Origin of the sequence: Streptomyces sp. NPDC089919 (assembly GCF_040684615.1) — a bacterium.
GTDB lineage: Bacteria > Actinomycetota > Actinomycetes > Streptomycetales > Streptomycetaceae > Streptomyces.
Window position 1 is genome coordinate 34255 of sequence record NZ_JBFBGK010000027.1, and the last position, 25802, is coordinate 60056.

The window sequence follows — 25802 nt, forward strand, 5'->3', positions numbered from 1 at the left end:
GCGTACTTCGGCTCATGCAGGAGCGGTACGCGCGAGCCGTCCGCACGTACCGCTCCGGGCCCTCCGCGGCCGGCGGCTCAGGCCGCCCGGACCAGCGCCCGGGCCGCCCGGGCCGTGCGCTCCTCCAGGCGTGCCACCCGGGTGCCGTAGAGCGTGATCGAGACGACGCCCAGTACCGCGACCAGCCCCAGCGCGACCGTGGCCTGCCAGCCCGCCGCGTGGTAGGCCACCGCGCCGAGCGTGCCGCCCGCGCTGGACCCCAGGTAGTACGCCGACTGGTAGAGCGCCGAGGCCTGCGCCCGGCCGGTCTTCGCGGCCCGGCTGACCGAAGAGGAGGCCACCGCGTGCCCCGCGAAGAAGCCCGCCGTGATCAGGACCAGGCCGGCCATGATCCAGCCCAGCGACCCGGCCAGCGAGAGCAGCAGCCCCGCGGTGGTCGCCGCGACCGCCAGGTACAGGGCCCCGCGCCGGCCCGCCCGGGCCACCAGCTGCCCGGCCGCCGCCGAGGAGGCGGTGCCCACCAGGTAGACCAGGAAGACCGAGCCCACCACGCCCGCCGGCAGCTCGAACTCGTCCACCAGCCGGTAGCCGATCACCGTGTAGACCGCGCCGAAGACGGTCATGAAGAGCGCGCCGATCGCGTACAGCCGCAGCAGCAGCGGGTCCTTCAGGTGCCCCGCGACGGTCCGCACCACCGAGCGCGGGTCCAGCGCCGCCGGCGAGAAGAACCGGGCCCGCGGCAGCAGCACGCGGAAGACCACCAGGCAGCCCAGCGCCATCAGGCCGACCGCGGCCAGCCCGGCCCGCCAGCCCCACATCTGGGCGGTCCAGCCGGTGACCAGCCGGCCGCTCATGCCGCCGATCGAGTTGCCCGCCACGAACAGTCCGATCGCCCCGACCAGCGCCTTCGGCGAGACCTCCTCGACCAGGTACGCCATCGCGCTCGCCGGCAGCCCGGCCAGCGCCGCGCCCTGCAGCGCCCGCAGCGCCACCAGCCACTCGAGGTTCGGGGCGAAGGGGATCAGCAGCGCCAGGGCCACCGCCACCGACAGGGCGACGGTCATCATCCGGGTCCGGCCGAACCGCTCCGAGAGCGCGCTCAGCGGCAGGACGAACAGGGCGAGTGCGCCGGTGGCCGCGGAGACCGTCCAGCTGGCCTGGCCGGCACTCACGCCGAGGCCGGCGGAGACCGCGGGCAGCAGCGCCTGCGTGGAGTAGAGGAGGGCGAAGGCCGCGAGTCCGGCGGCGAAGAGCGCGAGGCTCAGCCGGCGGTAGCCGGCGGCACCGGGGGAGAGGGGCTGCGGGGACGACGGCGTGGAGGCACCCGTGGTGACGGGTGCCCCGGTATGAGCGGGAGGCATACGTCGAAAGTAGGCCGATGCTTTTCATGCGTCCAATGCATGGAATCCCGGAAATCCATACACTGGCGTATGAGCACAGGTCACAGGGGTGGATGTCGATGAGCCGTTACGAAGAAGACGCTCTGGTGACACAGTTGCTCGCGCCCCGGCTGGCCTGGTTCGCGGCCGTCGCCCGGCACGAGCACGTCACCCGCGCCGCCCACGAACTCGGCGTCCCGCAGCCGACGTTGTCCCGGGCGATGGTCCGGCTGGAGGCCGACCTCGGGGTGGCGCTCTTCGTCCGCAAGGGCCGCAGCGTCTCCCTCACCCCGTCCGGCCGGGCCTTCCTGGACGGCACCGAACGCGCCCTGGGCGAGGTCGGGCGGGCCGCCGAGGCGGTCCGTGCCGACGCCGACCCGGCCACCGGCAAGGTCGCCTTCGGCTTCCTGCACACCCTGGGCTCGGAGACGGTACCCGCCCTGCTGCGGGCCTTCCGCGCCGACCACCCCAAGGTGCGGTTCTCCCTCGTGCAGAACTACGGCGAGGCGATGCTGGAGCGGCTGCGGGCCGGGGAGCTGGACCTGTGCCTGACCTCGCCGGTCCCGGAGGCGCCGGACCTGGTCGCCCGCCGGCTGGACGAGCAGCGGCTGCGGCTGGTGGTGCCCGACGACCACCGGCTGGCCGGGCGGCGCCGGATCCGGCTGGCGGAGGCCGCCGACGAAACCTTCGTGACCCTGGAGGCGGGCTACGGACTGCGCCGGATCACCGACGACCTGTGCGCCGAGGCGGGCTTCCGGCCCCGGGTCGCCTTCGAGGGCGAGGAGGCGGAGACCCTGCGCGGCCTGGTCGCCGCCGGTCTGGGCGTCGCCCTGCTGCCGCCGCCCGCGGTGGCCCGCCCCGGCGTCGTCGAACTGACCGTCACCGCCCCCCGGGCCGTCCGCGAGATCGGCGTCGCCTGGCTCGACGGCCACCCCGACACCCCACCGGTCGCCGCCTTCAAGCGCTTCCTCCTCTCCCGCCGCGGAAAGCTGCTCCCGGACGGCCAGGAGCCGTACGTGGGCTGAGCGCGGCTCAGCCCCGGGCCCGACCACCTGCGGCGGGGCTACGGCTCGTCAGGGGGCGGGTGCTGAGGGGAGGTCAGGGCCGTGTGGAGGAGGTAGCCGGCCTGGAAGCGGCTGGTGGCGCCGACCGCCCGCATGATCTCGGCAATGTGCCGCTGACAGGTCCGCTGGGACATGCCCAGCCGCCGCGCGATGACCTTGTCCTCCATGCCCTCCGACAGCAGCCGGACGATGGTCCGCCGCAGTTCCTCCGAGATCGTGCGGGCCAGGTCCGGCCCGACGGAGACGGGGAAGGGCTCCGCCCCCACCCAGGACCTCTCGAACGCACCGGCCATGAAGTGGACGACGTTCGCCTCCCGGACCACCAGCGCCGCCCCGCCCACGTCCCGCACGCCCATCACCCCCGTGTGCCGGTCGAAGACCAGCATCCGCATCAGCCCGTCGCCCAGGGTCCGCACCTGCGCCCCGAGCGCGGTCACCCGCTCGACGTACGCCGCGGTGGGCCGGCTGTAGCGGGCGGTGTGCTGGTAGATCGTGCGGATCCGCACGCCCCGGGCCAGCATCGCCTCGTCCCGGCCGATGGCCTCCTCCAGGGCCGACTGCGGGCGGCCGCCGCCCGGCTGGGAGGTCAGCAGTTCGTGTTCGCAGGACTCGGCCAGCTCGGCGATCACCCCGCGCACCGCCGCCAGGTCGGTGACCAGCTCCAGGTGGCCCGACCGGGTCAGGTCCCGCTGGGCGGCCCCCGCCTCGTACTGCGGGACCAGCTCCTCCAGCGCACCCCGCAGCCGGTCCATCTCGTCCTGGGTCTCACGCACCCGGCGGGTCAGCGGGGCCAGCGCGCGGGCCGCCGCGGCCCGGGGCGCCACCGCGCTCCAGCGCCGGCCGGCCGCCGGGCCCGGCGCGGGCTGGAGCAGGTACGCCGAGGTCAGCTCGCCGACGGCGGTGCGCACCCCGGCCAGGTCCCGGCCCAGCGCGGCGGCCGCCTCCTCCGCCGTGAAGGAGTACCGGTCCACCGCGTACGCGTACAGCGCCCGGGCCACCGGCCCGAGTCCGAGCCCGTCCGGGCAGGGCGGGGCCGGCGTGCGGACCTCGGTACGGGTGTCCGGGCCGGGCCCGGCGGGCGGGTCGGGGTGGTCGGCTGGCATGTGCGTATTCGTCCCGGAAACCGCCGTTCTATAAACCCCTCGGATTTCCGACAGGCGCCAAGATGAGGCCTCGGAACCGCCGCCCGGCATATGACAGCGGGGCATGGTGGTCGCACGGCGTGGAGGGGGAGCGCGGTATGCGACAGCGGAAGCCGGTGGCTTTTCTTCTCGGTCCGCTCCCCGCCGTCGTGGCGGCGGCCCGCAGGGCGGGCGCCCATCCCGTGGTGGTCGCGCCGGACCGCACCGTGGCGTCCGACCGTGAGGGGGCGGATCGGCCGGTACGGGCGGACTGGCGCGACCACGCCGAGCTGGTCCGGGCCCTGGGGGAGCGGCCCGAGCTGCGGGAGGGTGCCGCCGTCTTCGGCTTCGACGCGGCCGGCGCGCTGGCCGCCGCCCGCGCCAACGAAGCGCTCGGGCTGCCCGGCACCCCGGTCGGGGCCGTCACCGCCCTCATGGACAAGGCCTCGCTGCGGGCCCGGGTGAACGCCCTGGGCGGCCGGCCGGTCTCCTTCGTACGCTGCGGCCGGGCCGACCTCGTCCCCTTCCTCACCCACCTGATCGGCTACCCGTGCGTGGTCAAGCCCCGCGCGGGCCACGGTGGGGAGGGCGTGCGGCGGATCCTCGACCCGGCCGACGCGGTGCTGGCCGCGTCCGCCTACCCGAGGATCACCGACCTGCTGGTGGAGGAGTTCCTGGAGGGCCCCGAGCTGACCGTGGCGGCCCTGTCCCGCGGCGGCCGGCACCGCATCCTGGGCTGCGCCCGGCGGCTGCCCTCCGGCGGCGCGGCCCTGGCCGCCGAGGGGTACGAGCTGCCCTACCTGATGGCCCCGGCGGTGCGCGAGGAGGTGGGGCGGCTGGTCCGGGCCGTACTGGACCTCGCGGGCCACCGGGACGGCCCCTCGCACACCGAGCTGGTCCTCACCGCGGCCGGGCCCCGGCTGGTGGAGTGCCACGCCCGGCCCGGCGGCGAGGAACTGGCCGCGCTGCTGCGGCTGGCCCACGGCACGGACCCGTACGCGCTGGCGGTGGCGGCCGGGCTGGGGCTGCCCGGCCCGCCCGGCCGGCCCCGGGCCGCCCACGCGGGCGTGCGCTACCTCGACTTCCCGGCCGGACCGGTCCCGCTCGCCGGGCTGGCCGGGATCCGGGCGCTGCCGGGGGTGGTCCGGGTGGCCCTGCGGATCCCGCCCGGTGCGGTGGTCCGGCACCCGCCCACCGGCGGCCGGCACCACGCCTGGGTGCTGGCCACCGCCCCGACCGCCTTCGAGCTGGCGGCCACCCTCTCCCGTGCCACGGAACTCCTGGGGCCCCGCCTGCCCCGTCCCGTCGGTCCGTAAATTCCGTACTATCGAATGAAGTTGGAGACCTGCTCCCCGGGTGTAGCATCGCGGCCACCGACTGGCGGCCCAGCACTCAGGGGGACGGGCGTGGGAACGGTCAATCCGAAGCCGTGGTGGCAGAGCGAGGCCTTCAAGGTCGGCCTGGCGCTGGCCCTCGTCGGCGGCCTCATCACTGTCCTCACCAACCTGTTCTCAGCGGACGACTCCCACGGAGCCGCGGGCCCGCAGAGCGGCGGCGCGCAGCCGACCGCGCTCGCCCCGCTCTCGCCGACGCCCACCGCGCCGCCCGGCGGCGACGAGGTGACGCGGTCGCCGGAGCCCCCGCCGGCCGATACTGCGGAGCCCACCACGGCCGCGCCGCGTACGGAGCCCCCGGAGAGCCCGCCCGGTGACGAGCCCGCCGATCCCGCGCCGCAGCCCCGCATCCAGTACCTCGCAGCCCTCGATCCGGTCGGCGGGCTGGGCAACTGGACGCGGACCGGCACCGTCGAGATGGGCGGTCGGACCTACGGGAACAGCATCGTCCACGCCCCCAGCTCCTTCGCATCCGGTCGCCTGACCGTGACGTACAACATCCCTCCGGGAATGCGGCACTTCAAGGCGGTGACCGGCTTCGACGACCGGACGCAGGACGGCTCCGCGGCCTTCTTCCAGGTCGAGCGCGACCGCACTCCCGTGGACTCCGGCGCCACCCTGGCGGTGGGCGAGGAGCGCACGATCGACCTGGACGTCGCGGGTGCCCGGCGGCTGACCATCGAGGTCGAGGTCACCCGGCGCCCCGCGGGCACGGTGAACGCCCCCTTCCACGCGGTGTGGGGGGACGCCCGGTTCACCATGGACTAGGGCCCCTCGCTCGAGAGGGGGCCGAGGCCCGCTCCAGCACCGCTCGGTACGGCCTCCAGGGCCCGCCCCGGCACCCGGGTCAGCCGCGCAGCGCCCGGCCGAAGCCGGAGGCGAGGGGCATCCGCAGGCCCAGCGGCGGGGGCGCCGCCAGGGCGTCGGTCACCGGCCGCGAGTAGCGCCCGGTGAAGACCGAGCCGAGGACGAAGTCCACGGCCAGCGCCACGACTTCGGCGCGGTGCTCGCGCAGGCCGTGCCCGTCCGAGTGCACCTCGAAGCGGCAGGTGTTCCGGTTGGCCTTCTTCGCGCGGGCCGCCAGATGGAAGGACAACTCCGGGTCGGTACGCGAGTCGTTGGTGCCGTGGACGATCAGGACCCGGCGCCCGGAGAGCTGCTTCACCGGTTCCGGGGAGTTGCCGAACTCCCCCTCCGGCACGCAAGGGGCAAGCGCCAGCGCGGAGTTGACGCCCTCGTGGCCGGCCGCCCGGAGCGCGGCCAGGGCGCCGTCCCCGTACCCCGCCAGGCATATCGGCACGTCCCCGTACCGGCGCAGCGCCTCGGCCGCACCCCACTCGGCGGCCTCGGTGAGCGCCCCGCCGCCGGCTTCCGTTCTCCCGTACCGCACCACGTGCGTGACCAGGCCCTCCGCCGTACCGGCCCGGCTCAGCGCCCGGGTCAGCCGGTGCACCGGGCCCGGCGCGAGCCGGGAGGAACCGGGGAGGAGGAGCACCACGCCGCTGACCGCGCCACCCGCGCCGTTCGCCCGTCCCAGACGGGTCGCATGCTGTGCCATGGCGGAACAGTCTCAGACGCGGAGGTGTACGCCACCCGTCCGCACGGTCACTGTTACGTATCGACCGCGGCGGTCGCCGACGAACTCTACGCGCGTAGGAGTTACAGTGCGGAGATGACGAGCGAGACTCTCAACCTGCCGACCCCCGAACAGATCCGCCGCGCGCCGAAGGTGCTGCTGCACGACCACCTGGACGGCGGTCTGCGCCCCGGGACGATCATCGAGCTGGCCGCCCAGGTGGGCTACGAGAACCTCCCCGAGACCGACGCCGACAAGCTCGGCATCTGGTTCCGGGAGGCCGCCGACTCCGGATCCCTGCCGCGCTACCTGGAGACGTTCGCGCACACCTGCGCCGTCATGCAGACCCGCGAAGGCCTCTTCCGGGTCGCCGCCGAGTGCGCCGAGGACCTGGCCGAGGACGGCGTCGTCTACGCCGAGATCCGCTACGCCCCCGAGCAGCACCTCGAAGGCGGCCTGACCCTCGAAGAGGTCGTCGAGATCGTCAACGACGGCTTCCGCGAGGGCGAGCGCCGCGCGAAGGAGAACGGCCACCGCATCCGGGTGGGCGCACTGCTCACCGCGATGCGGCACGCCGCCCGCGCCCTGGAGATCGCCGAACTGGCCAACCGCTACCGGGACAACGGCGTCGTCGGCTTCGACATCGCCGGCGCCGAGGCCGGCTTCCCTCCCACCCGCCACCTGGACGCCTTCGAGTACCTCAAGCGGGAGAACAACCACTTCACCATCCACGCGGGCGAGGCCTTCGGCCTGCCGTCGATCTGGCAGGCGCTCCAGTGGTGCGGCGCCGACCGGCTCGGCCACGGCGTGAAGATCATCGACGACATCGAGGTCGCCGAGGACGGCAGCGTCACCCTCGGGCGGCTGGCGTCCTACGTCCGGGACAAGCGCATCCCCCTGGAGATGTGCCCCACCTCCAACCTGCAGACCGGTGCGGCCACCTCCTACGCCGAGCACCCGATCGGCCTGCTGCGCCGCCTGCACTTCCGCGCCACGGTCAACACGGACAACCGCCTGATGAGCGGCACCAGCATGAGCCGTGAATTCGAGCACCTGGTCGGTGCTTTCGGCTATTCGCTCGACGACATGCAGTGGTTCACCGTCAATGCGATGAAGTCGGCGTTCATTCCTTTCGATGAACGACTGGCGATGATCAACGACGTGATCAAGCCCGGCTACGCGGAGCTGAAGTCGGAGTGGCTGTTCCGGCAGACCGCTTCCACCAGCGGTTCTGTCTCCGCGTAAGCGGTCCGGCGGTACGCGGAAGCGCTCGGGAACCCCGGTTCCCGGGCGCTTCCTCGTATTTGAGGATGTTTGCGGTGGGGGGTTTGGGATGGCTACTTTGCGGAGCCGCTCAATTCCCCGTCGCAAGGACGAGATTTCATGAAGAAGTCAGCTGCCAGGACCCTCGGTGTCGTCGCCCTCGGCGTCGCCGCAGCCGCAGCCGCCGCCGGCACCGCTTCCGCCGCCCCGGCCATCGGTGCCGCGGGCCCGCTCGACACGGTCACCGGGATCGCCGGCCCGCTCGCCAACACCCTGAACCACTCTCAGGACGCGCAGGCCGAGCAGTCCGGTGGCCAGGCCACGGACCCGGTCCAGGGCCTGCTCGGCGGCATCCCGCTGGCCGGCGGTCTGCCGCTCGGCGGCTGAGCTGCGTCATTCGAACGCGCAAGCACCGGGGCGCACACCCTTTCGATCGGGTGTGCGCCCCGACGTGCGGTGTGCCAGCATCGCCGACAACTGCCGCAGGACATACGGATGATGGGGTTCCGAACCATGCGCGTGAAGGTCGGGGGCGCGGCTGCGCTCCTCACGGTGCCCGTGCTGCTCTTCGCCGCGGGCTGCTCGTCCGGCGGCGACGGCGGCCCGGCGGCCGCACCCGAGGGGAAGGGCGCCGAAGCCCCGGCCACCTCCGGCGCCACGCCGGGCCCCTCCTCCGGTCCGTCGGCCGGTTCCCCGGCCGGCGCCACCCGTGCGCCCGGCACGCCCCTGGAGCGGGCCGCCCTGGTCCAGGGCGACCTGCCCGGCTACCAGATCTCGGCCCAGGCCAAGAACCCGGCCGCGCCCGACGGGCAGCCGCAGGCCGACAAGAAGGCCTGCCAGCCGCTGGCGGACGTGATGGGCGACAAGCCGGACCCGGCCGCGGGTGAGACCGTCAACCGGGGCATCGGCTCCCAGAAGCAGCTCGGCCTCGCGGTCTCCGCCTCGCTCAGCACCTACTCCGAAGCCGGGGCGGAACAGCTCCTCGCCAGGCTCCGGCGGGCCGTCCGCGCCTGTGGCGACGGCTTCACCGCCGCCATCCAGCAGCAGAGCGGCACCTACCGCGACGTCCGCCCGGCGCCCTATGCAGTCGGCGGCGACGAGAGCGTCAGCTGGACCACCACGGCCACCGCCGAGGGCGTCTCGGCCCCGATCCACGTCGTGGTCGTCCGCAAGGGGCCGACCGTGATCCGCCTGATGGCCCTGAACGTCGCCGCGGCCTCGAAGCCGGCGCAGGTACCGCACGAGGTGGCGGACCGGCAGGTGGCGAAGGTGGCGGCGGGGCGCTGAGCCGACGGGGCCGGCCGGGCGGGAACTACCAGGCGGCCTTGGGGCTGCGCTCCGACGGCACCAGGGCCCACAGGGCCAGGTACAGGAGGAACTGCGGGCCGGGCAGCAGGCAGGAGGCCAGGAAGATCACCCGCATCGTGGTGGCCGAGGTCCCGAAGCGCTGCGCCAGCGCGGCGCAGACGCCGCCGATCATGCGGCCGTTGGCCGGTCGGACGAGGGGCGCGCTCATGGGGTTTCTCCTTCGGTCTGCTCGCTTTCTGCGATGTCTCAATACTCCCGCGGCACCGCCGACAGGACGTCGCCCCACGGGCCGATGCCGACCCTGGAAACCCTCGGGGTCGACCCCTGAGGGTCGTCTCCGGGCGGCCCCTGAGAGGCGGGTACCGCCGACCGCCCGCGCCGCAGCCGCGCTCGCAGCACCGGCACCACGGCCAGGTGCGCCAGCGCCACCCCGAGGGTGTTGAGCAGGAGCGAGTCCACGTCGGCGACCTGCCCCGGCACGCCCGTCTGGAGCAGGATGATGCCCAGCGAGACCAGGGCGCCGGTGGCGGTGGTGCGCAGCAGGGAGGCCAGCGGTGAACCCCCGATCCGGCCCAGGGCCAGGGGGAGCAGCACACCCAGGGGGGCCAGCAGCACCAGCCCCTCGCCGATCCGCCGGGCCGCCTCCAGCGGCTCGTAGGCGAGGTCGGCGCGGATGCCGTCCAGCGGGGTCATGTTCGCCGCCGCGGCCCAGGGCACGTCCAGCGGTCTCAGGGTCACCCAGCCGACCAGTACGAGGTGCGCGAGGAGCAGTACGCCGCTCACGGCCCGGAGTCGTAGGGCGGCGCCGCCGCCCAGCTCATGACGCTGTTGCACACCCCGAGGGACGCCATAGTGCGTGGTGGCGGTTCCGCCGGGCGGGCCACGCGGCCGGAATCACACATTCCCGAACGTGCGTGTGAGGTGACGCAGGGTGACGCGGGCCCGGTCGGCCGCGGTCGCGGGCGCCCTACCGCAGGCCCAGCACCACGCCCAGCAGCACCAGCCCCGCGGCCAGCGGGGCGAGGATCTCGTACGCCCAGCGGACGGTGACCGGGCCCTGGGCGCCGGGCCGGCCGGCGCACCGCTGGTGCAGGTCGTTCAGCTCGTCGACGGTGCGGTCCGCGGTGGCCCGGCGGGTCTGCTCGCCGGCCGCGGCCACGGCCTCCGTACCGGAGCCGGCCTCCCGGCCGCTGCGGCCGAAGACGCCCGGCCGGGCCCCGATGGCGCCGCGGTTGGCCCGCTTGCGCTCGCGCAGGGAGACCGGGATGGACCAGAGCTGGTACTTGGCGCCGCCCGCGAACAGCTCGACCGAGTACCCGGAGCGCAGGTGTTCGACGGCCGCCCAGGGGGCGGTCACCAGCCGGAAGGGGTTGCGCACCCGCAGTCGGTCGTCGTTGGCCTGCACGGCCGGGCGGAGCGTGAAGGCGACGATCAGCGGGACCGCGACCAGCAGGCCGGCCGCGGCGATCCAGGGGGTCCAGCCGTCGCCCCGCAGCAGGGCGTCCCCGCCGATCCAGGCGACGAGCCCGAGCAGCAGCACACCCGCCACCAGCGCGGCGGGGGAGCGGTAGACGCGGTCCGCGTAGACCGGCTCGGCGGGGCTCGGGGGGTTCGTCATGGGGTCGATTCTGCCTCACGCCCCGGCCGGCGACGAGAAGGGCGGACCCGCCTTCCGCGGGCCCGGACGGAGCGCCGGGCGGACCCGCTCCCGTCACAGATGCGTCACGTACGGCTCGGAGGAGCGCTGGGGGGTGACAGGTCGCTACGCGCGTAGATATGCTCATCTGGTGACCATGCCCACCACATCTCCCGCATTCGCTGACGTGACGAGGTCCGACAGCGCACTGCGCCGCTTCCTCCACGGGCTGCCCGGCGTCGACGCCGTCGGCCTGGAAGCCCGCGCGGCCGCGCTCGGTACCCGCTCGATCAAGACGACGGCCAAGGCGTACGCCATCGACCTGGCCATCTCGATGATCGACCTGACGACGCTGGAAGGCGCGGACACCCCGGGCAAGGTCCGGGCGCTCTCCGCCAAGGCCGTCAACCCCGATCCGACCGACCGGACGACCCCCATGACCGCCGCGGTCTGCGTCTACCCCGACATGGTGGCCACCGCCAAGGCCGCCCTGAACGGCGCCGACGTCAAGGTCGCCTCGGTCGCCACCGCCTTCCCGGCCGGCCGGGCCGCACTGCCGGTCAAGCTCGCCGACACCCGCGACGCCGTCGCCGCCGGTGCCGACGAGATCGACATGGTCATCGACCGGGGCGCCTTCCTCGCCGGCCGGTACCTGGAGACCTACGAGCTGATCAGCGCCGTGAAGGAGGCCTGCGTCCGGGAGGACGGCACGGCCGCCCGGCTGAAGGTCATCTTCGAGACCGGCGAGCTGTCGACCTACGACAACATCCGCCGCGCCTCCTGGATCGGCATGCTCGCCGGTGCCGACTTCATCAAGACCTCCACCGGCAAGGTCGGGGTCAACGCCACCCCCGCCAACACCCTCCTGATGCTCGAGGCCGTCCGCGACTACAAGGCGCAGACTGGAATCCAGATCGGTGTGAAGCCGGCCGGCGGCATCCGGACCACCAAGGACGCGATCAAGTTCCTGGTCCTGGTCAACGAGACCGCGGGCGAGGACTGGCTGACCAACGAATGGTTCCGGTTCGGCGCCTCCAGCCTGCTGAACGACCTGCTCATGCAGCGCCAGAAGCTGAGCACCGGGCGTTACTCCGGTCCCGACTACGTGACGGTGGACTGATCACCATGGCATCTGCATTCGACTACGCACCGGCCCCCGAGTCGCGCTCGGTCGTCGACATCGCGCCCTCCTACGGCCTCTTCATCGACGGAGAGTTCACCGAGGCCGCCGACGGCAAGGTCTTCAAGACCGTCAGCCCCTCCTCCGAGGAGGTGCTGGCCGAGGTCGCCCAGGCCGGCACCGCCGATGTGGACCGGGCCGTCCAGGCCGCCCGCAAGGCCTTCGAGAAGTGGTCCGCGCTGCCCGGTTCCGAGCGCGCCAAGTACCTCTTCCGGATCGCCCGGATCATCCAGGAGCGCAGCCGCGAGCTGGCCGTCCTGGAGACCCTGGACAACGGCAAGCCGATCAAGGAGACCCGCGACGCGGACCTCCCGCTGGTCGCCGCGCACTTCTTCTACTACGCGGGCTGGGCCGACAAGCTCGACCACGCCGGCTACGGCGCGAACCCGCGCCCGCTCGGCGTGGCCGGCCAGGTCATCCCGTGGAACTTCCCGCTGCTGATGCTGGCGTGGAAGATCGCCCCGGCGCTGGCCACCGGCAACACCGTGGTCCTCAAGCCGGCCGAGACCACGCCGCTGTCGGCGCTGTTCTTCGCGGACATCTGCCGCCAGGCGGGCCTGCCCAAGGGCGTCGTCAACATCCTCCCCGGCTACGGCGAGGCGGGCGCGGCCCTGGTCGCGCACCCGGACGTCAACAAGGTCGCCTTCACCGGCTCCACCGCGGTCGGCAAGGCCATCGCCCGCCAGGTCGCCGGCACCGACAAGAAGGTCACCCTGGAGCTGGGCGGCAAGGGCGCCAACATCGTCTTCGACGACGCTCCCATCGACCAGGCCGTCGAGGGCATCGTCGGCGGCATCTTCTTCAACCAGGGCCAGGTCTGCTGCGCGGGCTCCCGGCTGCTGGTCCAGGAGTCGATCCACGACGAGCTGCTGGACTCCCTCAAGCGCCGGCTGTCCACCCTGCGGCTGGGCGACCCGCTCGACAAGAACACCGACATCGGCGCGATCAACTCCGCCGAGCAGCTCGCCCGGATCACGGCCCTCGCCGAGACCGGCGAGGCCGAGGGCGCCGAGCGCTGGTCCCCGGCCTGCGAGATCCCGTCCGCCGGCTACTGGTTCGCCCCGACGCTCTTCACCAACGTCACCCAGGCGCACACCATCGCCCGCGACGAGATCTTCGGCCCGGTGCTCTCCGTGCTGACCTTCCGCACCCCCGACGAGGCCGTGGCCAAGGCGAACAACAGCCAGTACGGCCTGTCCGCCGGCATCTGGACCGAGAAGGGCTCCCGGATCCTGGCCGTCGCGTCCAAGCTGCGGGCCGGCGTCGTGTGGGCCAACACGTTCAACAAGTTCGACCCGACCTCGCCGTTCGGCGGCTACAAGGAGTCGGGCTTCGGCCGCGAGGGCGGCCGGCACGGTCTGGAGGCCTACCTCGATGTCTGAGTCGACGCGTCTGAACGTCTTCAAGACCTACAAGCTGTACGTCGGGGGCAAGTTCCCGCGATCCGAGAGCGGCCGGGTGTACGAGGTGACCGACACTAAGGGCAAGTGGCTCGCCAACGCCCCGCTGTCCTCCCGCAAGGACGCCCGGGACGCCGTGGTCGCCGCCCGCAAGGCCTTCGGCGGCTGGTCGGGCGCCACCGCCTACAACCGCGGCCAGGTCCTCTACCGCGTCGCCGAGATGCTCGAGGGCCGCCGGGAGCAGTTCGTCCGCGAGGTCGCCGAGGCCGAGGGGCTGTCCAAGTCCAAGGCCGGCGCCGTCGTGGACCAGGCCATCGACCGCTGGGTCTGGTACGCCGGCTGGACGGACAAGATCGGCCAGGTCGTGGGCGGGGCCAACCCGGTCGCCGGCCCCTACTTCAACCTCTCCACCCCGGAGCCGACCGGCGTGGTCACCGTCGTCGCCCCGCAGGAGTCGTCCTTCCTCGGCCTGGTCTCGGTGATCGCCCCGGTGATCGCCACCGGCAACACCGCCGTGGTCATCGCCAGCGAGAAGGCCCCGCTGCCGGCCCTGTCCCTGGGCGAGGTGCTGGCCACCTCCGACCTGCCGGGCGGCGTGGTCAACATCCTGTCCGGCAAGGCCGCCGAGATGGGTCCGCACCTGGCCGCGCACCAGGACGTCAACGCCATCGACCTGGCGGGCGCCGACGCGGCGCTGGCCAAGGAGCTGGAGATCGCCGCGGCCGACAACCTCAAGCGCGTGCTGCGTCCACAGCCTGTGGACGACTGGAGCGCCGACCAGGACACCCGGCGGATGACCGCCTTCCTGGAGACCAAGACCGTCTGGCACCCCACGGGTTCGCTGGGCGCCTCCGGCTCGGCGTACTAGCCGCCCCGTACGGCACACCGGAGCCCCCGGCCGCTCTTCCGCGGTCGGGGGCTCCGGCGCACCCGGGGCCGCGGGGCCTCAGCCCGGCAGCAGCGGCGACAGCAGGGCGACCCCCGGCAGCTCGCCGATCTTGGCGCCCTTGGTGATGGTGTCCGTGACGGCCTTGGTGCTGACCGGCTTGAAGTCCCCGACCGAGGTCCCCACGCCGTTGTCCAGCGGGTCCACGCCCGTGTTGGCCAGCGGGTCCACCTGGAGCCCCTTCAGCGGCCCGAGGGTGCCGGCCAGCGCGTGCGGCACCGAGATCTGGTCGGCCTGCGCGGCCGCCCCGGCCAGCCCGAGGGCCGCCCCGGCCATCGAGACCGTCAGACCTGCACTGAGCAGGGTGCGCCGCTTGCTGCCGGGGAGTGCGTGACGTGCCATGGAATCCGCCTGAAGTCGCTCGAGGCCGGTGATCGGACGGGCACGCAGCGTAGTGGAGGTGTGATGCTGAATACCAACGGGCCCCGGAGGGAGTCCCCTACGCGGGGTAATGCGCCACACTGGTGTCCCGTGAGCTGTTCATCTCCTCTTCCGACGCGCGTCGTCCTGCTGACGGGTCCCTCGGGGTCGGGCAAGTCCTCCCTTGCGGCGCGGTCCGGGCTGCCGGTGCTGCGCCTGGACGACTTCTACAAGGAGGGGGACGACCCCTCGCTCCCGCAGGTGCCGGGCAGTTCCGACATCGACTGGGACTCCCCGCTGTCCTGGGACACCGAGGCCGCGGTCGCCGCGGTGGCCGAGCTGTGCCGGACCGGGCGCACCCGGGTGCCGGTCTACGACATCTCGACCAGCTCGCGCACCGGCGCGGAGGTCCTGGACATCTCCCGCACCCCGCTCTTCATCGCCGAGGGCATCTTCGCGGCCGACATCGTGGCCCGCTGCGAGGAGCTGGGGCTGCTCGCCGACGCCATCTGCCTGCGCGGCCGCCCCGCCACGACCTTCCGCCGCCGGCTCGCCCGGGACCTGCGCGAGGGCCGGAAGTCCGCGCTGTTCCTGGTCCGCCGCGGCTGGCGGCTGATGCGCGCCGAGCGCGGGATCGTGGCCCGGCACACCGCCCTGGGGGCGCACGCCTGTGCCCGGGACGAGGCGCTGGGCCGGCTGGCCGCGGCCGCCGCGGGCCGGCACCGCGTGGCCAAGGCCGCCGCCGGCGCCTGACCCGCCCCCGCGGGTCGCCTCCCGTGCGCAGGCCCGTACCCGCAGCACCCGTACGCAAAAAAGAGGGAGCGGAACCGGTCGCCGACCCCCGACGGCTTCCGGTCCCGCTCCCTCGTCCCCCTCGGCCCCGTCCCACCCCCGCGGGACGGCCCCCTTGGCCGCGTGGTGCCCGGCCGGTGGCGTGTGCGACGACGCCACCGACCCGTCTCATGGCCGCTAGGCGACCAGCTCGCCGAAGCACTCGGCCTGGGTCGGGCCGAAGCTCAGGGCCTCGTCCTCCCGCAGGCGGCGCAGCGAGCGCCAGATGCTCGACTTCACGGTGCCGACGCTGATGTCCAGGATGTCGGCGATCTCCGGGTCGGTCCGGCCTTCGTAGTACCGCAGCACGAGCATCGTGCGCTGCGGCTCGGGCAGCTTCGCCAGCGCCTGCCAGAGCACCGCGCGCAGCTCCGTGCCGCGCATCGCGTCGGTCTCGCCCACCGTCTCCGGCAGCTCCTCCGTCGGGTACTCGTTGAGCTTGCGCCGGCGCCAGGCGCTGATGTGCAGGTTGGTCATGGTGCGGCGGAGGTACCCGCCGACCGCGGCCTTGTCCGTGATCCGGTCCCAGGCGCGGTACGTGGAGAAGAGCGCGCTCTGCAGCAGGTCCTCGGCCTCGTGGCGGTCGCCCGTCAGGTGGTAGGCCGTCGCGTACAGCGAGGCCCGGCGCTCCTGGACGTAGGCGGTGAACTCGGCCTCCGCGTTGGCGGAAAGGCGGCGCTGGGCGGGAACCGTCACCGGCACCGCGTACGTGTTCGCGTCGATGGCCACCACGTGTGCCGGCCGCGGACGGGCGGCCGTACGGACACCCGCCCGGCGGGTCACATCGTGCAGCCGCGTGACAACCGCGCTGGTCGTGGTGCTGTGCAGCGTGTTCATCTCGCGCCCCCCGTCGTGGAGTCTGCTTCGTTCCGTTGACCAGAACTCTGCCCGGCCCACATAACCGGGGTGTCCGTCGACTGTCACAGGCCTGTCACAGCGACCGGGCGCCCGGGGGAGCTCTGGCGGGAAAGCTCCGGCGGGGGCCCGCCGGGCCCGCCGCCGGCCCGCGCGGACCCAAGACGAACGGTCCTGACGGTCGAGCCGCGCCGGACCATGGGACAGAATGAGCGGGTGCCCTTCCTGTTGCTGATCGAGGACGATGACGCCATCCGCACGGCCCTCGAGCTCTCCCTGTCCCGCCAGGGCCACCGCGTGGCCACTGCGGCGACGGGCGAGGACGGCCTGAAGCTGCTCCGCGAGCAGCGGCCGGACCTGATCGTGCTCGACGTCATGCTGCCCGGGATCGACGGCTTCGAGGTGTGCCGGCGGATCCGCCGCACCGACCAGCTGCCGATCATCCTGCTGACCGCGCGCAACGACGACATCGACGTGGTCGTCGGCCTGGAGTCGGGCGCGGACGACTACGTCGTCAAGCCCGTCCAGGGCCGGGTGCTCGACGCCCGGATCCGGGCCGTGCTGCGCCGCGGCGAGCGCGAGGCCACCGACTCCGCCGTCTTCGGTTCGCTGGTCATCGACCGCTCCGCCATGACGGTGACCAAGAACGGCGAGGACCTGCAGCTCACGCCGACCGAGCTGCGCCTCCTCCTCGAACTGAGCCGCCGGCCCGGCCAGGCGCTCTCCCGCCAGCAGCTGCTGCGGCTGGTGTGGGAGCACGACTACCTGGGCGACTCGCGGCTCGTCGACGCCTGCGTGCAGCGGCTGCGCGCGAAGGTCGAGGAAGTGCCCTCCTCGCCCACGCTGATCCGAACGGTCCGGGGCGTCGGCTACCGACTGGACTCCCCGCAGTGATCCGAGCCCTGTTCGCGGGCCGGCGCTGGACCAGCCTGCGGCTGCGGCTCATGGTCGTGTTCGGGCTGGTCGCGCTGACCGCCGCCGTCTCCGCCTCCGGGATCGCCTACTGGCTCAACCGCGAGGCGGTGCTCACCCGGACGCAGGACGCCGCGCTCGGTGACTTCCGGCAGGAGATGCAGAACCGCGCCGCGGCCCTGCCGGGCGACCCGACCCCGGAGGAACTGCAGCGCACGGCCGAGCTGATGGCCGGTTCCAGTCCGGGCTACAGCGTGCTGCTGGTGGACGAGAAGCCGGACGGCCGGCGGGTGGTGGGCTCCGCGGGGCCCGACGCCTTCGAGCTGTCCGACGTACCGTCCTCCCTCCAGCAGGCGGTGAACGACCGTCAGAAGGTGACCGCGGCCAACGACGCGCAGTACCACGTCTACTGGCAGCGGACGAAGCCCGGCGGCAACCCGTACCTGGTCGGCGGCACCCGGATCGTGGGCGGCGGGCCGACCGGCTACATGTACAAGTCGCTGGCCCAGGAGCGCGACGACCTCAACTCCCTGGCCTGGTCGCTGGGGATCGCCACGGCCCTGGCGCTGCTCGGCTCCGCGCTGCTGGCCCAGGCCGCGGCGACCACCGTGCTGCGGCCGGTGCAGCGGCTGGGGGAGGCCGCGCGGCGGCTCGGCGAGGGCGAGCTGGACACCCGGCTCGACGTGTCCGGCACCGACGAACTGGCCGACCTGTCGCACACGTTCAACAAGACCGCCGAGGCGCTGGAGAAGAAGGTCGCGGACATGAGTGCCCGCGAGGAGTCCAGCCGGCGGTTCGTGGCGGACATGTCGCACGAGCTGCGCACGCCGCTGACGGCGCTGACGGCGGTCACCGAGGTGCTGGAGGAGGAGATCGAGGACCTCGACCCGATGATCGCGCCGGCGGTGGCCCTGGTGGTCAGCGAGACCCGGCGGCTGAACGTCCTGGTCGAGAACCTGATGGAGGTCACCCGCTTCGACGCGGGCACCGCCCGGCTGGTCGTCGACGACGTGGACGTGGCCGACCAGGTCACCGCCTGCATCGACGCCCGGGCCTGGCTGGACGCGGTCGAACTGGACGCGGCCCGCGGCATCATGGTCCGGCTGGACCCGCGCCGGCTCGACGTGATCCTCGCCAACCTGATCGGCAACGCCCTCAAGCACGGCGGTTCGCCGGTGCGGGTGTCGATCCGCACGGAGGCGGGGGCCGAGGGCGACACGCTGGTCATCGCGGTCAAGGACAACGGCCCGGGCATCCCGGCGGAGGTCCTGCCGCACGTCTTCGACCGGTTCTACAAGGCCAGCGCCAGCCGGCCGAAGTCGGACGGCAGCGGCCTGGGGCTCTCCATCGCGATGGAGAACGCCCACATCCACGGCGGTGACATCACCGCCGAGAACGCCCCCGGCGGGGGCGCGCTGTTCACGCTGCGGCTGCCGGTGCCGCCGCTGGGAGAGGCCGGTGCGCGATGAGGGCCCGCTGGGTGACGACGGTGGTCGCGCTCGCGCTGCTCGGTTCCGGCTGCGGGATCCGGGCCACCACCGTGCCCGTCGACGTGGGCGCGGCGCCCTCCCGGGTCTCCTGCGACACGCCGGCGGCGGACGACCGGCCGGCGGTCCGCGAGGGGGTGCGGGCCACGGTCGAACTGGTCTGCGGATCCCAGCTGGTCGGGCTGGAGCGGGTGCTCGAGGGCATCGACAAGCGGCCGCTGCACGAGGCGCAGGCACTGCTGAGCGAGCTGGAGCGGACGCCCTCGCAGGAGGAGCGGGACGCCGGCTTCTCCACCGGTGTGCCGGCCGGGCTGGACGTGGCGCCGGCCCGGACCGGGGACCCGAAGGGCACCCTGCGGCTGAGCCGCAAGCCCGAGGACCTGCCGCCGCTGGCCCTGGCGCAGATCGTCTGCACCTTCGCGGACAGCGGGGCCCTCGGCTCCACCGGCCCGGTGGTCCTGGGCGGCCCGGACACCGACCCGCCCCGCGCCTGGGAGTGCACGGAGGCGGTCCGCGCCAGACCGGAGGCGGTGCCGACGCTCGGCGAGATCGTCCGTCCCACGCCGGCGCCTTCGGCGCGGCGGTAAGGGGCCGTCCGCGCATACCGCTGCGCGGTCCGGGTCGGCCGCGACTCGCTCGGGTGTTCCCCCGGAGGGATGACACGGCGGTGTGGCCGCGGGCGGGCCGGGTACGGGTCGGACATCGTGGCTCGGACGCACGTACGGACGCACGCGTACCCAAGGAGGCCCCCATGCTCGGCACCGACTACGTCCACGGTTCGCCCAACTGGATCGACCTCGGCTCCCCGGACACCGGGGCCACCGCCGGCTTCTACCAGCAGGTCTTCGGCTGGGAGTTCGTCTCGGCGGGCCCCGAGGCCGGCGGCTACGGCTTCTTCCAGCTCGGCGGGCAGACCGTCGGCGCGGTCGGCCCGCTCACCGAGGAGGGCGCCTCGTCCGCGTGGACGGTCTACTTCCAGAGCGACGACGCCGACGCCACCGCCGCGGCCGTCACCAAGGCCGGCGGCACCGTCCGCGCCGAGGTCATGGACGTGATGGGGGAGGGCCGGCTGGCCCAGTTCACCGACCCCGGCGGCGCCGGGTTCGCGGTCTGGGAGCCCGGCCGGACCAAGGGGCTGGGCCGGACCTCCGAGGAGGGCACGCTCCTGTGGGTCGAGCTGATGGCCGCCGACCCCCTGGCCTCGATCGGCTTCTACAACGGCCTCTTCGGCTGGCGCCACCAGGACATGCCGACCCCCGGGATGACCTACCGGGTGCTGTCCACCGCCGACGGCGACATCCAGGACGCGTCCTTCGGCGGGGTGGCCCCGACCGACGTGGCCCCCGCCCAGGCGCCGATGCCCGCGCAGTGGATCCCGTACTTCATGGTCTCCGACACCGACGAGACGGTGCGCAGGGCCGAGGCGGCGGGCGGCTCGGTGGTGATGCCCGCGATGGACCTGGACGGCGTCGGCCGGATGGCCTGGCTGGCCGACGGGCACGCCGCGGCCTTCGCGGTCCTCAAGCCGGAGCCCCGACAGGGCTGACCCGGTCCCGGGCGCGCCGGCCGGCTCCGGTCCGGCGCGCCCGGGACGCCCGTGGTGGCCGGGCGGGGTGGTACCGCCCCCTCGTCAGTGGGTGTAGACGCGCATCGCGAACTCCGCGATGTCCGCGTCCGACAGGTTCTTGGCGATGTTCGCCTCCGTGATCATGCCGATCAGCCGGTGTCCGTTGACCACGTCGATCACCGGCAGCCGCTTGATCTGGTGCACCTCCATGGTGTCCACGGCCTCGGTCGCCGAGGCCTCCGCGTCCACCCAGTGCAGCGCGCCGCCCAGGTCCCCGGCCTTCATGGTGGCCGGGTCCAGGCCCTCGGCACAGCACTTGATCACGACGTCGCGGTCGGTGATCAGCCCCTGGAGGCGCTGGTCGTCGCCGCAGATCGGCAGACAGCCCACGTTCAGGTCCCGCATCAGGACGCACGCCTCCAGCAGGGACTGGTGCTCGCCGACGCACTGGACGCCTTCGGTCATGATGTCGCGGGCGCGCAGCTTGCTCGTGGCCATGGTTCCTCCCGTGCTCGCAGTGCCCTTGTCCTTCGAGCACAGCACGGAGTCGCCGCGGGCGCGCGCCGGGACGCAGAAGGGCCCCGGACCGTGCGGTCCGGGGCCCTCCGTACGAGCCGGCTCAGAGCCCCATGGCCGCCGAGAGGTCGTGCTTGATGCTGGTCAGCACGCCCGCGCCGCGGGCCCGGGCGGAGACCAGGTCGGAGGCGTCGGCCACCGGGACCACGACCTCCAGGTAGCACTTCAGCTTGGGCTCGGTGCCCGAGGGGCGGACGATGACCCGCGCCTTGTACGCACCCTCGAGGTAGTAGCGCAGCCCGTCGGTGGGCGGCAGCTTCGCCGAGCCCTCCGCCAGGTCCTCCGCGGAGACCACCCGCAGCCCGGCCAGCGAGGCCGGCGGGGCGGCGCGCAGCGCCTTCATCGCGTCCGCGATGACCGACAGGTCCTCGACCCGCACCGAGAGCTGGTCGGTGGCGTGCAGGCCGTGCTCCATCGCCAGGTCGTCCAGCAGGTCGGTCAGCGTCCGGCCCCGCTCCTTGAGCTCGGAGGCCAGTTCGGCGACCAGCAGGGCGGCGGTGATGCCGTCCTTGTCGCGCACCCCGGCCGGGTCGACGCAGTAGCCCAGCGCCTCCTCGTAGCCGTAGCGCAGCCCCTCGACCCGCGAGATCCACTTGAAGCCGGTCAGGGTCTCCTCGTACGGCAGTCCGGCCGCCTCGGCGATCCGGCCCAGCAGCGAGGAGGAGACGATCGACTCGGCGAAGGTGCCCTTGGCGCCCTTGTGGACCAGGTGCGCCGCGAGCAGCGCGCCGACCTCGTCGCCGCGCAGCATCCGCCAGCCGGCCGCCGCGGAGTCGTCCGGTACGGCCACCGCGCAGCGGTCCGCGTCCGGGTCGTTGGCGATCACGATGTCCGGGTGCACCCGCGCGGCGGTGGCGAAGGCCAGGTCCATGGCCCCCGGCTCCTCCGGGTTGGGGAAGGCGACCGTGGGGAAGGCCGGGTCCGGCTCGGCCTGCTCCTCGACGAGCACCGGCGCGGGGAAGCCGGCGCGGGCGAAGGCCGCCAGCACGACGTCCTTGCCGACGCCGTGCATGGCCGTGTAGACGGTCCGCACCGAGCGCGGGGACCCGGCGGTCAGGACCGCGTCGGTGCGCGCCAGGTAGGCCTCCAGGACCTCCTCGTCGAGCTGCAGCCAGCCGTCCGCCGGACGCGGGACGTCCGCCAGCGCGCCGACCGCCTCGATGTGCCCGGCGATTTCCGCGTCGGCGGGCGAGACGATCTGCGAGCCGTCGCCCAGGTACACCTTGTAGCCGTTGTCCCGGGGCGGGTTGTGGCTGGCGGTGACCTCGACGCCGGCCACGGCGCCCAGGTGCCTTATGGCGTACGCGAGGACGGGCGTGGGCAGCGGGCGCGGCAGCACCGCGGCGCGCAGCCCGGCGCCGGTCATCACGGCGGCGGTGTCGCGCGCGAAGTCGGCGGACTTGTAGCGCGCGTCGTAGCCGACCACGACCAGGCCGCCGGCGTGGCCCTGGGCCTTCAGGTAGCCGGCCAGGCCGGCCGCGGCCCGGATGACCACCGAGCGGTTCATCCGCATCGGGCCCGCGCCGAGCTCGCCGCGCAGTCCGGCGGTGCCGAACTGGAGGGTGCCCGAGAAGCGGGCGGCCAGCTCGGCGGTGTCGCCGGCGTCGAGGAGCGCCTCGAGCTCCGCGGCCGTCTCCGGGTCCGGGTCCTCGGCCAGCCAGGCCCCGGCCCGCGCGATCAGATCGTCCTGCACTTCATCCGCCTCTTCTCGTACGTACGTCTGGCGTCGCGGGGCTCAGATCCGGGCGAGGACCTGGGTGAGCAGCTGCCCCATGCGGGCGGCCGAGTCGCGGCCCGCCTGCAGGACCTCCTCGTGGTTCAGCGGCTCGCCGGAGAGGCCGGCCGCCAGGTTGGTGACGAGGGAGATGCCCAGGACCTCGGCGCCGGCCTCGCGGGCCGCGATGGCCTCGAGGACGGTGGACATGCCGACCAGGTCGGCGCCCATGACGCGGATCATGTTGATCTCGGCCGGGGTCTCGTAGTGCGGGCCGGGGAACTGCACGTAGACGCCCTCTTCGAGGGAGGGGTCGATCTCCTTGCACATCGCGCGCAGCCGCGGCGAGTACAGGTCGGTGAGGTCCACGAAGTTCGCGCCGACGATCGGCGAGGTCGCGGTCAGGTTGAGGTGGTCGCTGATCAGGACCGGCTGACCGGGCTTCATGCCCTCGCGCAGACCGCCGCAGCCGTTGGTCAGCACGATGGTCTTGCAGCCCGCGGCGACGGCGGTGCGCACGCCGTGGGCGACGGCGGCGACGCCCCGGCCCTCGTAGTAGTGGGTGCGGCCGAGGAAGAGCAGGGCGCGCTTGTCGCCGATCTTGTACGAGCGGATCTTGCCGCCGTGTCCCTCGACGGCCGGGGGCGGGAAGCCGGGCAGTTCGGTGACGGGGAACTCGGCCTCGGGGGCGCCGAGGGCTTCGGCGGCGGGGGCCCAGCCGGAGCCCATGACGAGGGCGACGTCGTGCGTCTCGGCGCCGGTGAGCTCGCGCAGGCGGGCCGCGGCGGCAGCGGCGGACTCGTGGGGGTCGGTAACAGATGCGTTCACGCGGACGAGGGTAGCCGCTCATTTCCTACGCGCGTAGATGACCAGGCTTACGTAGTTCAGATCGTTGCGCTGTCGTTTCCGACAAAAGGCCTCGGTGCGTGGTGGTGCGGCCCCCGGCGCGGATTCCGGCGGCGATCCCGGCGGGGATCGCGGCAGGGCGCCTCAGCAGGGGCGCTTGCGCAGTTCCATCACGTAGTCGTGCGGGGCGCCGGCCGACTCGGCCGCGTCCGCCAGCTCGCCCAGGTACCGGGCCGAGGGCAGCCCGCCCTCGTAGCCGTTGAGGACGTAGACCCAGGCCGGCTCCTCACCGTCCAGGGTGTCCACCCGGATCCGCATGCGCCGGTAGATGTCGAGCCCGACGCCCTCCCAGCGGTCCATCGAGTCCTCGTCGAGCGGGGCGATGTCGTACAGGGCGACGAACACCTGGTGGCGGGGGGCCTCGACGATGGTGGCGAGGGCGCCCTCCCACCCCATCTGCTCACCGCCGAAGGTGAGCCGCCACCCGTTGAGCCACCCCGTGCCACGCAGCGGGGAGTGCGGAGCGCGGCGCGTCATCAGCCGCGCGTCGAGGTTGCCGGCGTACGCGGCGTAGAGCGACATGGTGTCGAGGGTACGGGAGGGGCGGCGGGTCGTGCTGTCCGGTCGGTGGGCGAGGGCCCGCGGCCCCGGCGCGTCGGCCGGCCCGGGGCCCGCTGCGGCCCGGGCGGCGGGCGGGGACCGGGAGCACCGGGTCGAGAAAATATGCGGGACAATGGCGTACGGACAGCATCCCCCGGGGGAGACCCCGGATTCCCCGGCCGGGGCGGCAGCCGGCCGGGTAGACGTGAGGCGGACTTTTCGTGACCCGGATCGTGATCATCGGCGGCGGACCCGGCGGCTATGAGGCGGCGCTGGTCGGCGCCCAGCTCGGCGCGGAGGTGACCGTCGTCGACTGCGACGGTCTGGGCGGGGCGTCGGTGCTCACCGACTGCGTGCCGTCGAAGACCCTCATCGCGACGGCGGAGGTGATGACCACCTTCGACTCCTCGTACGAAGAGCTCGGCATCATCGTCGCCGACGACACCCCGCCGCTGGAGCAGGCGGCCCGCGTGGTGGGCGTGGACCTCGGCAAGGTCAACCGGCGTGTGAAGCGGCTGGCGCTGGCCCAGTCGCACGACATCACCGCCTCGGTCACCCGGGCCGGCGCCAAGGTCCTGCGCGGCCGCGGCAAGCTCGGCGGCCCGCAGGGCATCGACGGCACCCGCGACGTGATCGTCACGGCCGCCGACGGCACCGAGACGATCCTGACCGCGGACGCGGTGCTGATCGCCACCGGCGGGCACCCGCGCGAGATCCCGGACGCGCAGCCGGACGGCGAGCGGATCCTGAACTGGACGCAGGTCTACGACCTCGAGGAGCTGCCCGAGGAGCTGATCGTGGTCGGTTCCGGCGTCACCGGCGCCGAGTTCGCCGGCGCGTACCAGGCGCTGGGCTCCCGGGTCACCCTCGTCTCCTCCCGCGACCGGGTGCTGCCGGGCGAGGACCCGGACGCCGCCGCGGTGCTGGAGGACGTCTTCCGCCGCCGCGGCATGAACGTCATCTCCCGCTCCCGCGCCGAGTCGGCCAAGCGCGTCGGCGACCGGGTCGAGGTGACGCTGGCCGACGGCCGGGTCATCTCCGGCACGCACTGCCTGATGGCGGTCGGCGCGATCCCCAACACCGCGGGCATGAACCTCGAGGAGTCCGGGGTCAAGCTCAAGGAGTCCGGCCACATCTGGACCGACAAGGTCAGCCGAACCTCCAGCCCGGGCGTGTACGCGGCCGGTGACGTGACGGGCATCTTCGCCCTCGCCTCGGTCGCCGCCATGCAGGGCCGCATCGCGATGTACCACTTCCTCGGCGACGCGGTGGCCCCGCTGAACCTCAAGACGGTCTCCTCGAACGTCTTCACCGACCCGGAGATCGCCACCGTCGGCTACACCCAGGCGGACGTGGACGCCGGCAAGATCGAGGCCCGTACGGTCAAGCTGCCGCTGCTGCGCAACCCGCGCGCCAAGATGCAGGGCATCCGGGACGGCTTCGTGAAGCTCTTCTGCCGCCCGGGCACCGGCATCGTGGTCGGCGGCGTGGTGGTCTCGCCGCGCGCGAGCGAGCTGATCCACCCCATCTCGATCGCGGTCGACAACAACCTGACGGTCGAGCAGATCGCAAACGCGTTCACCGTGTACCCCTCCCTGTCGGGATCGATCGCCGAGGTCGCCCGCCAGCTGCACACCCGCAAGGCGGCCGGCGAGGCGTAGCCCCGCCAACCGCCTTCCGGGGCAGGCCGCTTGGGGCGGGGCGACGGTCCGTGGGGCGCGCCGGGCACAGCAGTGCCGGCGCGTATACCACTAGTCGCCCCGCCGTGCGAACAACATCGGTAATTC

The 25802-nt window shown here is 73.5% G+C and carries 27 protein-coding genes; 15 read left to right on the plus strand and 12 right to left on the minus strand.

The window, feature by feature from the left end:
- Positions 1-77 precede the first annotated feature (77 nt).
- Entirely contained in the window at positions 78-1361 is a 1284-nt protein-coding gene (locus AB0O40_RS14290) for an MFS transporter (protein WP_365040020.1), read from the minus strand.
- Between the two features lie 62 nt (positions 1362-1423).
- Between AB0O40_RS14290 and AB0O40_RS14295 the strand changes: the two genes are divergently transcribed.
- Positions 1424-2404 carry a LysR family transcriptional regulator gene (locus AB0O40_RS14295; RefSeq protein WP_365040143.1) on the plus strand — a complete coding sequence of 327 codons (981 nt, stop codon included), beginning with the start codon at positions 1424-1426 and terminating at the stop codon, positions 2402-2404.
- A gap of 38 nt (positions 2405-2442) precedes the next feature.
- On the opposite strand, the gene AB0O40_RS14300 is transcribed toward AB0O40_RS14295, so the two are convergent.
- Positions 2443-3546 (minus strand): helix-turn-helix transcriptional regulator, encoded by a 1104-nt coding sequence (locus AB0O40_RS14300; RefSeq protein ID WP_365040023.1) that lies wholly within the window; start codon positions 3544-3546, stop codon positions 2443-2445.
- Positions 3547-3683: 137 nt separating this feature from the next.
- Here AB0O40_RS14300 and AB0O40_RS14305 point away from each other — a divergent pair, with 137 nt between their 5' ends.
- Positions 3684-4880 (plus strand): ATP-grasp domain-containing protein, encoded by a 1197-nt coding sequence (locus AB0O40_RS14305; RefSeq protein ID WP_365040025.1) that lies wholly within the window; start codon positions 3684-3686, stop codon positions 4878-4880.
- Between the two features lie 90 nt (positions 4881-4970).
- Positions 4971-5726 (plus strand): NPCBM/NEW2 domain-containing protein, encoded by a 756-nt coding sequence (locus tag AB0O40_RS14310; protein ID WP_365040027.1) that lies wholly within the window; start codon positions 4971-4973, stop codon positions 5724-5726.
- A gap of 79 nt (positions 5727-5805) precedes the next feature.
- Here AB0O40_RS14310 and AB0O40_RS14315 read toward each other — a convergent pair whose 3' ends face one another.
- Complete coding sequence (locus AB0O40_RS14315; protein ID WP_365040029.1) at positions 5806-6516, minus strand: prolyl oligopeptidase family serine peptidase; 711 nt, start codon at positions 6514-6516, stop codon at positions 5806-5808.
- A 114-nt stretch (positions 6517-6630) separates the two neighbouring features.
- Here AB0O40_RS14315 and AB0O40_RS14320 point away from each other — a divergent pair, with 114 nt between their 5' ends.
- The 3 genes from AB0O40_RS14320 (at position 6631) to AB0O40_RS14330 (ending at position 9084) form a co-directional block, all read left to right on the plus strand.
- A complete protein-coding gene (locus tag AB0O40_RS14320) occupies positions 6631-7779 on the plus strand; it encodes an adenosine deaminase (protein WP_365040030.1) in 1149 nt (382 codons plus the stop codon).
- Between the two features lie 138 nt (positions 7780-7917).
- Positions 7918-8184: a hypothetical protein gene (locus AB0O40_RS14325; protein WP_365040032.1), complete on the plus strand. Its 267-nt coding sequence runs from the start codon at positions 7918-7920 to the stop codon at positions 8182-8184.
- Between the two features lie 108 nt (positions 8185-8292).
- Entirely contained in the window at positions 8293-9084 is a 792-nt protein-coding gene (locus tag AB0O40_RS14330) for a hypothetical protein (RefSeq protein WP_365040034.1), read from the plus strand.
- Between the two features lie 25 nt (positions 9085-9109).
- Here the strand turns inward: AB0O40_RS14330 and AB0O40_RS14335 are convergent, their stop codons facing one another.
- From AB0O40_RS14335 to AB0O40_RS14345, 3 genes are all read right to left on the minus strand, one after another.
- Positions 9110-9313, minus strand: coding sequence for a PspC domain-containing protein (locus tag AB0O40_RS14335; RefSeq protein WP_365040037.1), 204 nt, complete (start codon positions 9311-9313; stop codon positions 9110-9112).
- A gap of 38 nt (positions 9314-9351) precedes the next feature.
- Positions 9352-9888: a VanZ family protein gene (locus AB0O40_RS14340; protein WP_365040040.1), complete on the minus strand. Its 537-nt coding sequence runs from the start codon at positions 9886-9888 to the stop codon at positions 9352-9354.
- Positions 9889-10072: 184 nt separating this feature from the next.
- The gene (locus tag AB0O40_RS14345; RefSeq protein ID WP_365040042.1) at positions 10073-10723 is read right to left on the minus strand and encodes a PH domain-containing protein; all 651 of its coding nucleotides are present in this window, start codon (positions 10721-10723) and stop codon (positions 10073-10075) included.
- A gap of 175 nt (positions 10724-10898) precedes the next feature.
- On the opposite strand from AB0O40_RS14345, the gene deoC reads away from it, so the two are divergent.
- Genes deoC through AB0O40_RS14360 form a run of 3 tightly spaced genes read left to right on the plus strand, consistent with a single transcriptional unit; the run spans position 10899 to position 14189 of the window.
- Positions 10899-11861 (plus strand): deoxyribose-phosphate aldolase, encoded by a 963-nt coding sequence (gene deoC / locus AB0O40_RS14350; protein ID WP_365040045.1) that lies wholly within the window; start codon positions 10899-10901, stop codon positions 11859-11861.
- A gap of 5 nt (positions 11862-11866) precedes the next feature.
- On the plus strand, positions 11867-13303 hold the full coding sequence (locus AB0O40_RS14355) for an aldehyde dehydrogenase family protein (RefSeq protein ID WP_365040048.1): 1437 nt from the start codon (positions 11867-11869) through the stop codon (positions 13301-13303).
- Positions 13296-14189 carry an aldehyde dehydrogenase family protein gene (locus tag AB0O40_RS14360; protein ID WP_365040051.1) on the plus strand — a complete coding sequence of 298 codons (894 nt, stop codon included), beginning with the start codon at positions 13296-13298 and terminating at the stop codon, positions 14187-14189. The genes AB0O40_RS14355 and AB0O40_RS14360 overlap by 8 nt, the downstream gene beginning before the upstream one ends.
- 78 nt (positions 14190-14267) lie before the next feature.
- Here AB0O40_RS14360 and AB0O40_RS14365 read toward each other — a convergent pair whose 3' ends face one another.
- Complete coding sequence (locus AB0O40_RS14365; RefSeq protein ID WP_365040054.1) at positions 14268-14609, minus strand: hypothetical protein; 342 nt, start codon at positions 14607-14609, stop codon at positions 14268-14270.
- A 63-nt stretch (positions 14610-14672) separates the two neighbouring features.
- On the opposite strand from AB0O40_RS14365, the gene AB0O40_RS14370 reads away from it, so the two are divergent.
- A complete protein-coding gene (locus AB0O40_RS14370; protein ID WP_365040057.1) occupies positions 14673-15380 on the plus strand; it encodes a uridine kinase in 708 nt (235 codons plus the stop codon).
- A gap of 216 nt (positions 15381-15596) precedes the next feature.
- On the opposite strand, the gene AB0O40_RS14375 is transcribed toward AB0O40_RS14370, so the two are convergent.
- Entirely contained in the window at positions 15597-16295 is a 699-nt protein-coding gene (locus AB0O40_RS14375) for a SigE family RNA polymerase sigma factor (RefSeq protein WP_365040060.1), read from the minus strand.
- Positions 16296-16529: 234 nt separating this feature from the next.
- Between AB0O40_RS14375 and afsQ1 the strand changes: the two genes are divergently transcribed.
- From afsQ1 to AB0O40_RS14395, 4 genes are all read left to right on the plus strand, one after another.
- The gene (gene afsQ1 / locus AB0O40_RS14380) at positions 16530-17207 is read left to right on the plus strand and encodes a two-component system response regulator AfsQ1 (protein ID WP_215035186.1); all 678 of its coding nucleotides are present in this window, start codon (positions 16530-16532) and stop codon (positions 17205-17207) included.
- Entirely contained in the window at positions 17204-18694 is a 1491-nt protein-coding gene (locus AB0O40_RS14385) for a HAMP domain-containing sensor histidine kinase (protein WP_365040063.1), read from the plus strand. Before afsQ1 ends, AB0O40_RS14385 begins: the two co-directional genes overlap by 4 nt.
- Before the next feature lie 11 nt (positions 18695-18705).
- Positions 18706-19299, plus strand: coding sequence for a hypothetical protein (locus AB0O40_RS14390; protein WP_365040066.1), 594 nt, complete (start codon positions 18706-18708; stop codon positions 19297-19299).
- Positions 19300-19463: 164 nt separating this feature from the next.
- Positions 19464-20258, plus strand: a complete 795-nt coding sequence (locus AB0O40_RS14395; RefSeq protein ID WP_365040069.1) for a VOC family protein — start codon at positions 19464-19466, stop codon at positions 20256-20258.
- Positions 20259-20342: 84 nt separating this feature from the next.
- Here the strand turns inward: AB0O40_RS14395 and AB0O40_RS14400 are convergent, their stop codons facing one another.
- From AB0O40_RS14400 to AB0O40_RS14415, 4 genes are all read right to left on the minus strand, one after another.
- Positions 20343-20777 (minus strand): CBS domain-containing protein, encoded by a 435-nt coding sequence (locus AB0O40_RS14400; protein ID WP_365040072.1) that lies wholly within the window; start codon positions 20775-20777, stop codon positions 20343-20345.
- A 121-nt stretch (positions 20778-20898) separates the two neighbouring features.
- Positions 20899-22548: a phospho-sugar mutase gene (locus AB0O40_RS14405; RefSeq protein ID WP_365040075.1), complete on the minus strand. Its 1650-nt coding sequence runs from the start codon at positions 22546-22548 to the stop codon at positions 20899-20901.
- A 42-nt stretch (positions 22549-22590) separates the two neighbouring features.
- Positions 22591-23397 (minus strand): purine-nucleoside phosphorylase, encoded by an 807-nt coding sequence (locus tag AB0O40_RS14410; protein ID WP_365040078.1) that lies wholly within the window; start codon positions 23395-23397, stop codon positions 22591-22593.
- Positions 23398-23559: 162 nt separating this feature from the next.
- Positions 23560-23997 carry a gamma-glutamylcyclotransferase gene (locus tag AB0O40_RS14415; RefSeq protein ID WP_365040081.1) on the minus strand — a complete coding sequence of 146 codons (438 nt, stop codon included), beginning with the start codon at positions 23995-23997 and terminating at the stop codon, positions 23560-23562.
- A gap of 239 nt (positions 23998-24236) precedes the next feature.
- Here AB0O40_RS14415 and AB0O40_RS14420 point away from each other — a divergent pair, with 239 nt between their 5' ends.
- The gene (locus AB0O40_RS14420; protein ID WP_365040084.1) at positions 24237-25676 is read left to right on the plus strand and encodes an NAD(P)H-quinone dehydrogenase; all 1440 of its coding nucleotides are present in this window, start codon (positions 24237-24239) and stop codon (positions 25674-25676) included.
- Positions 25677-25802 lie beyond the last annotated feature (126 nt).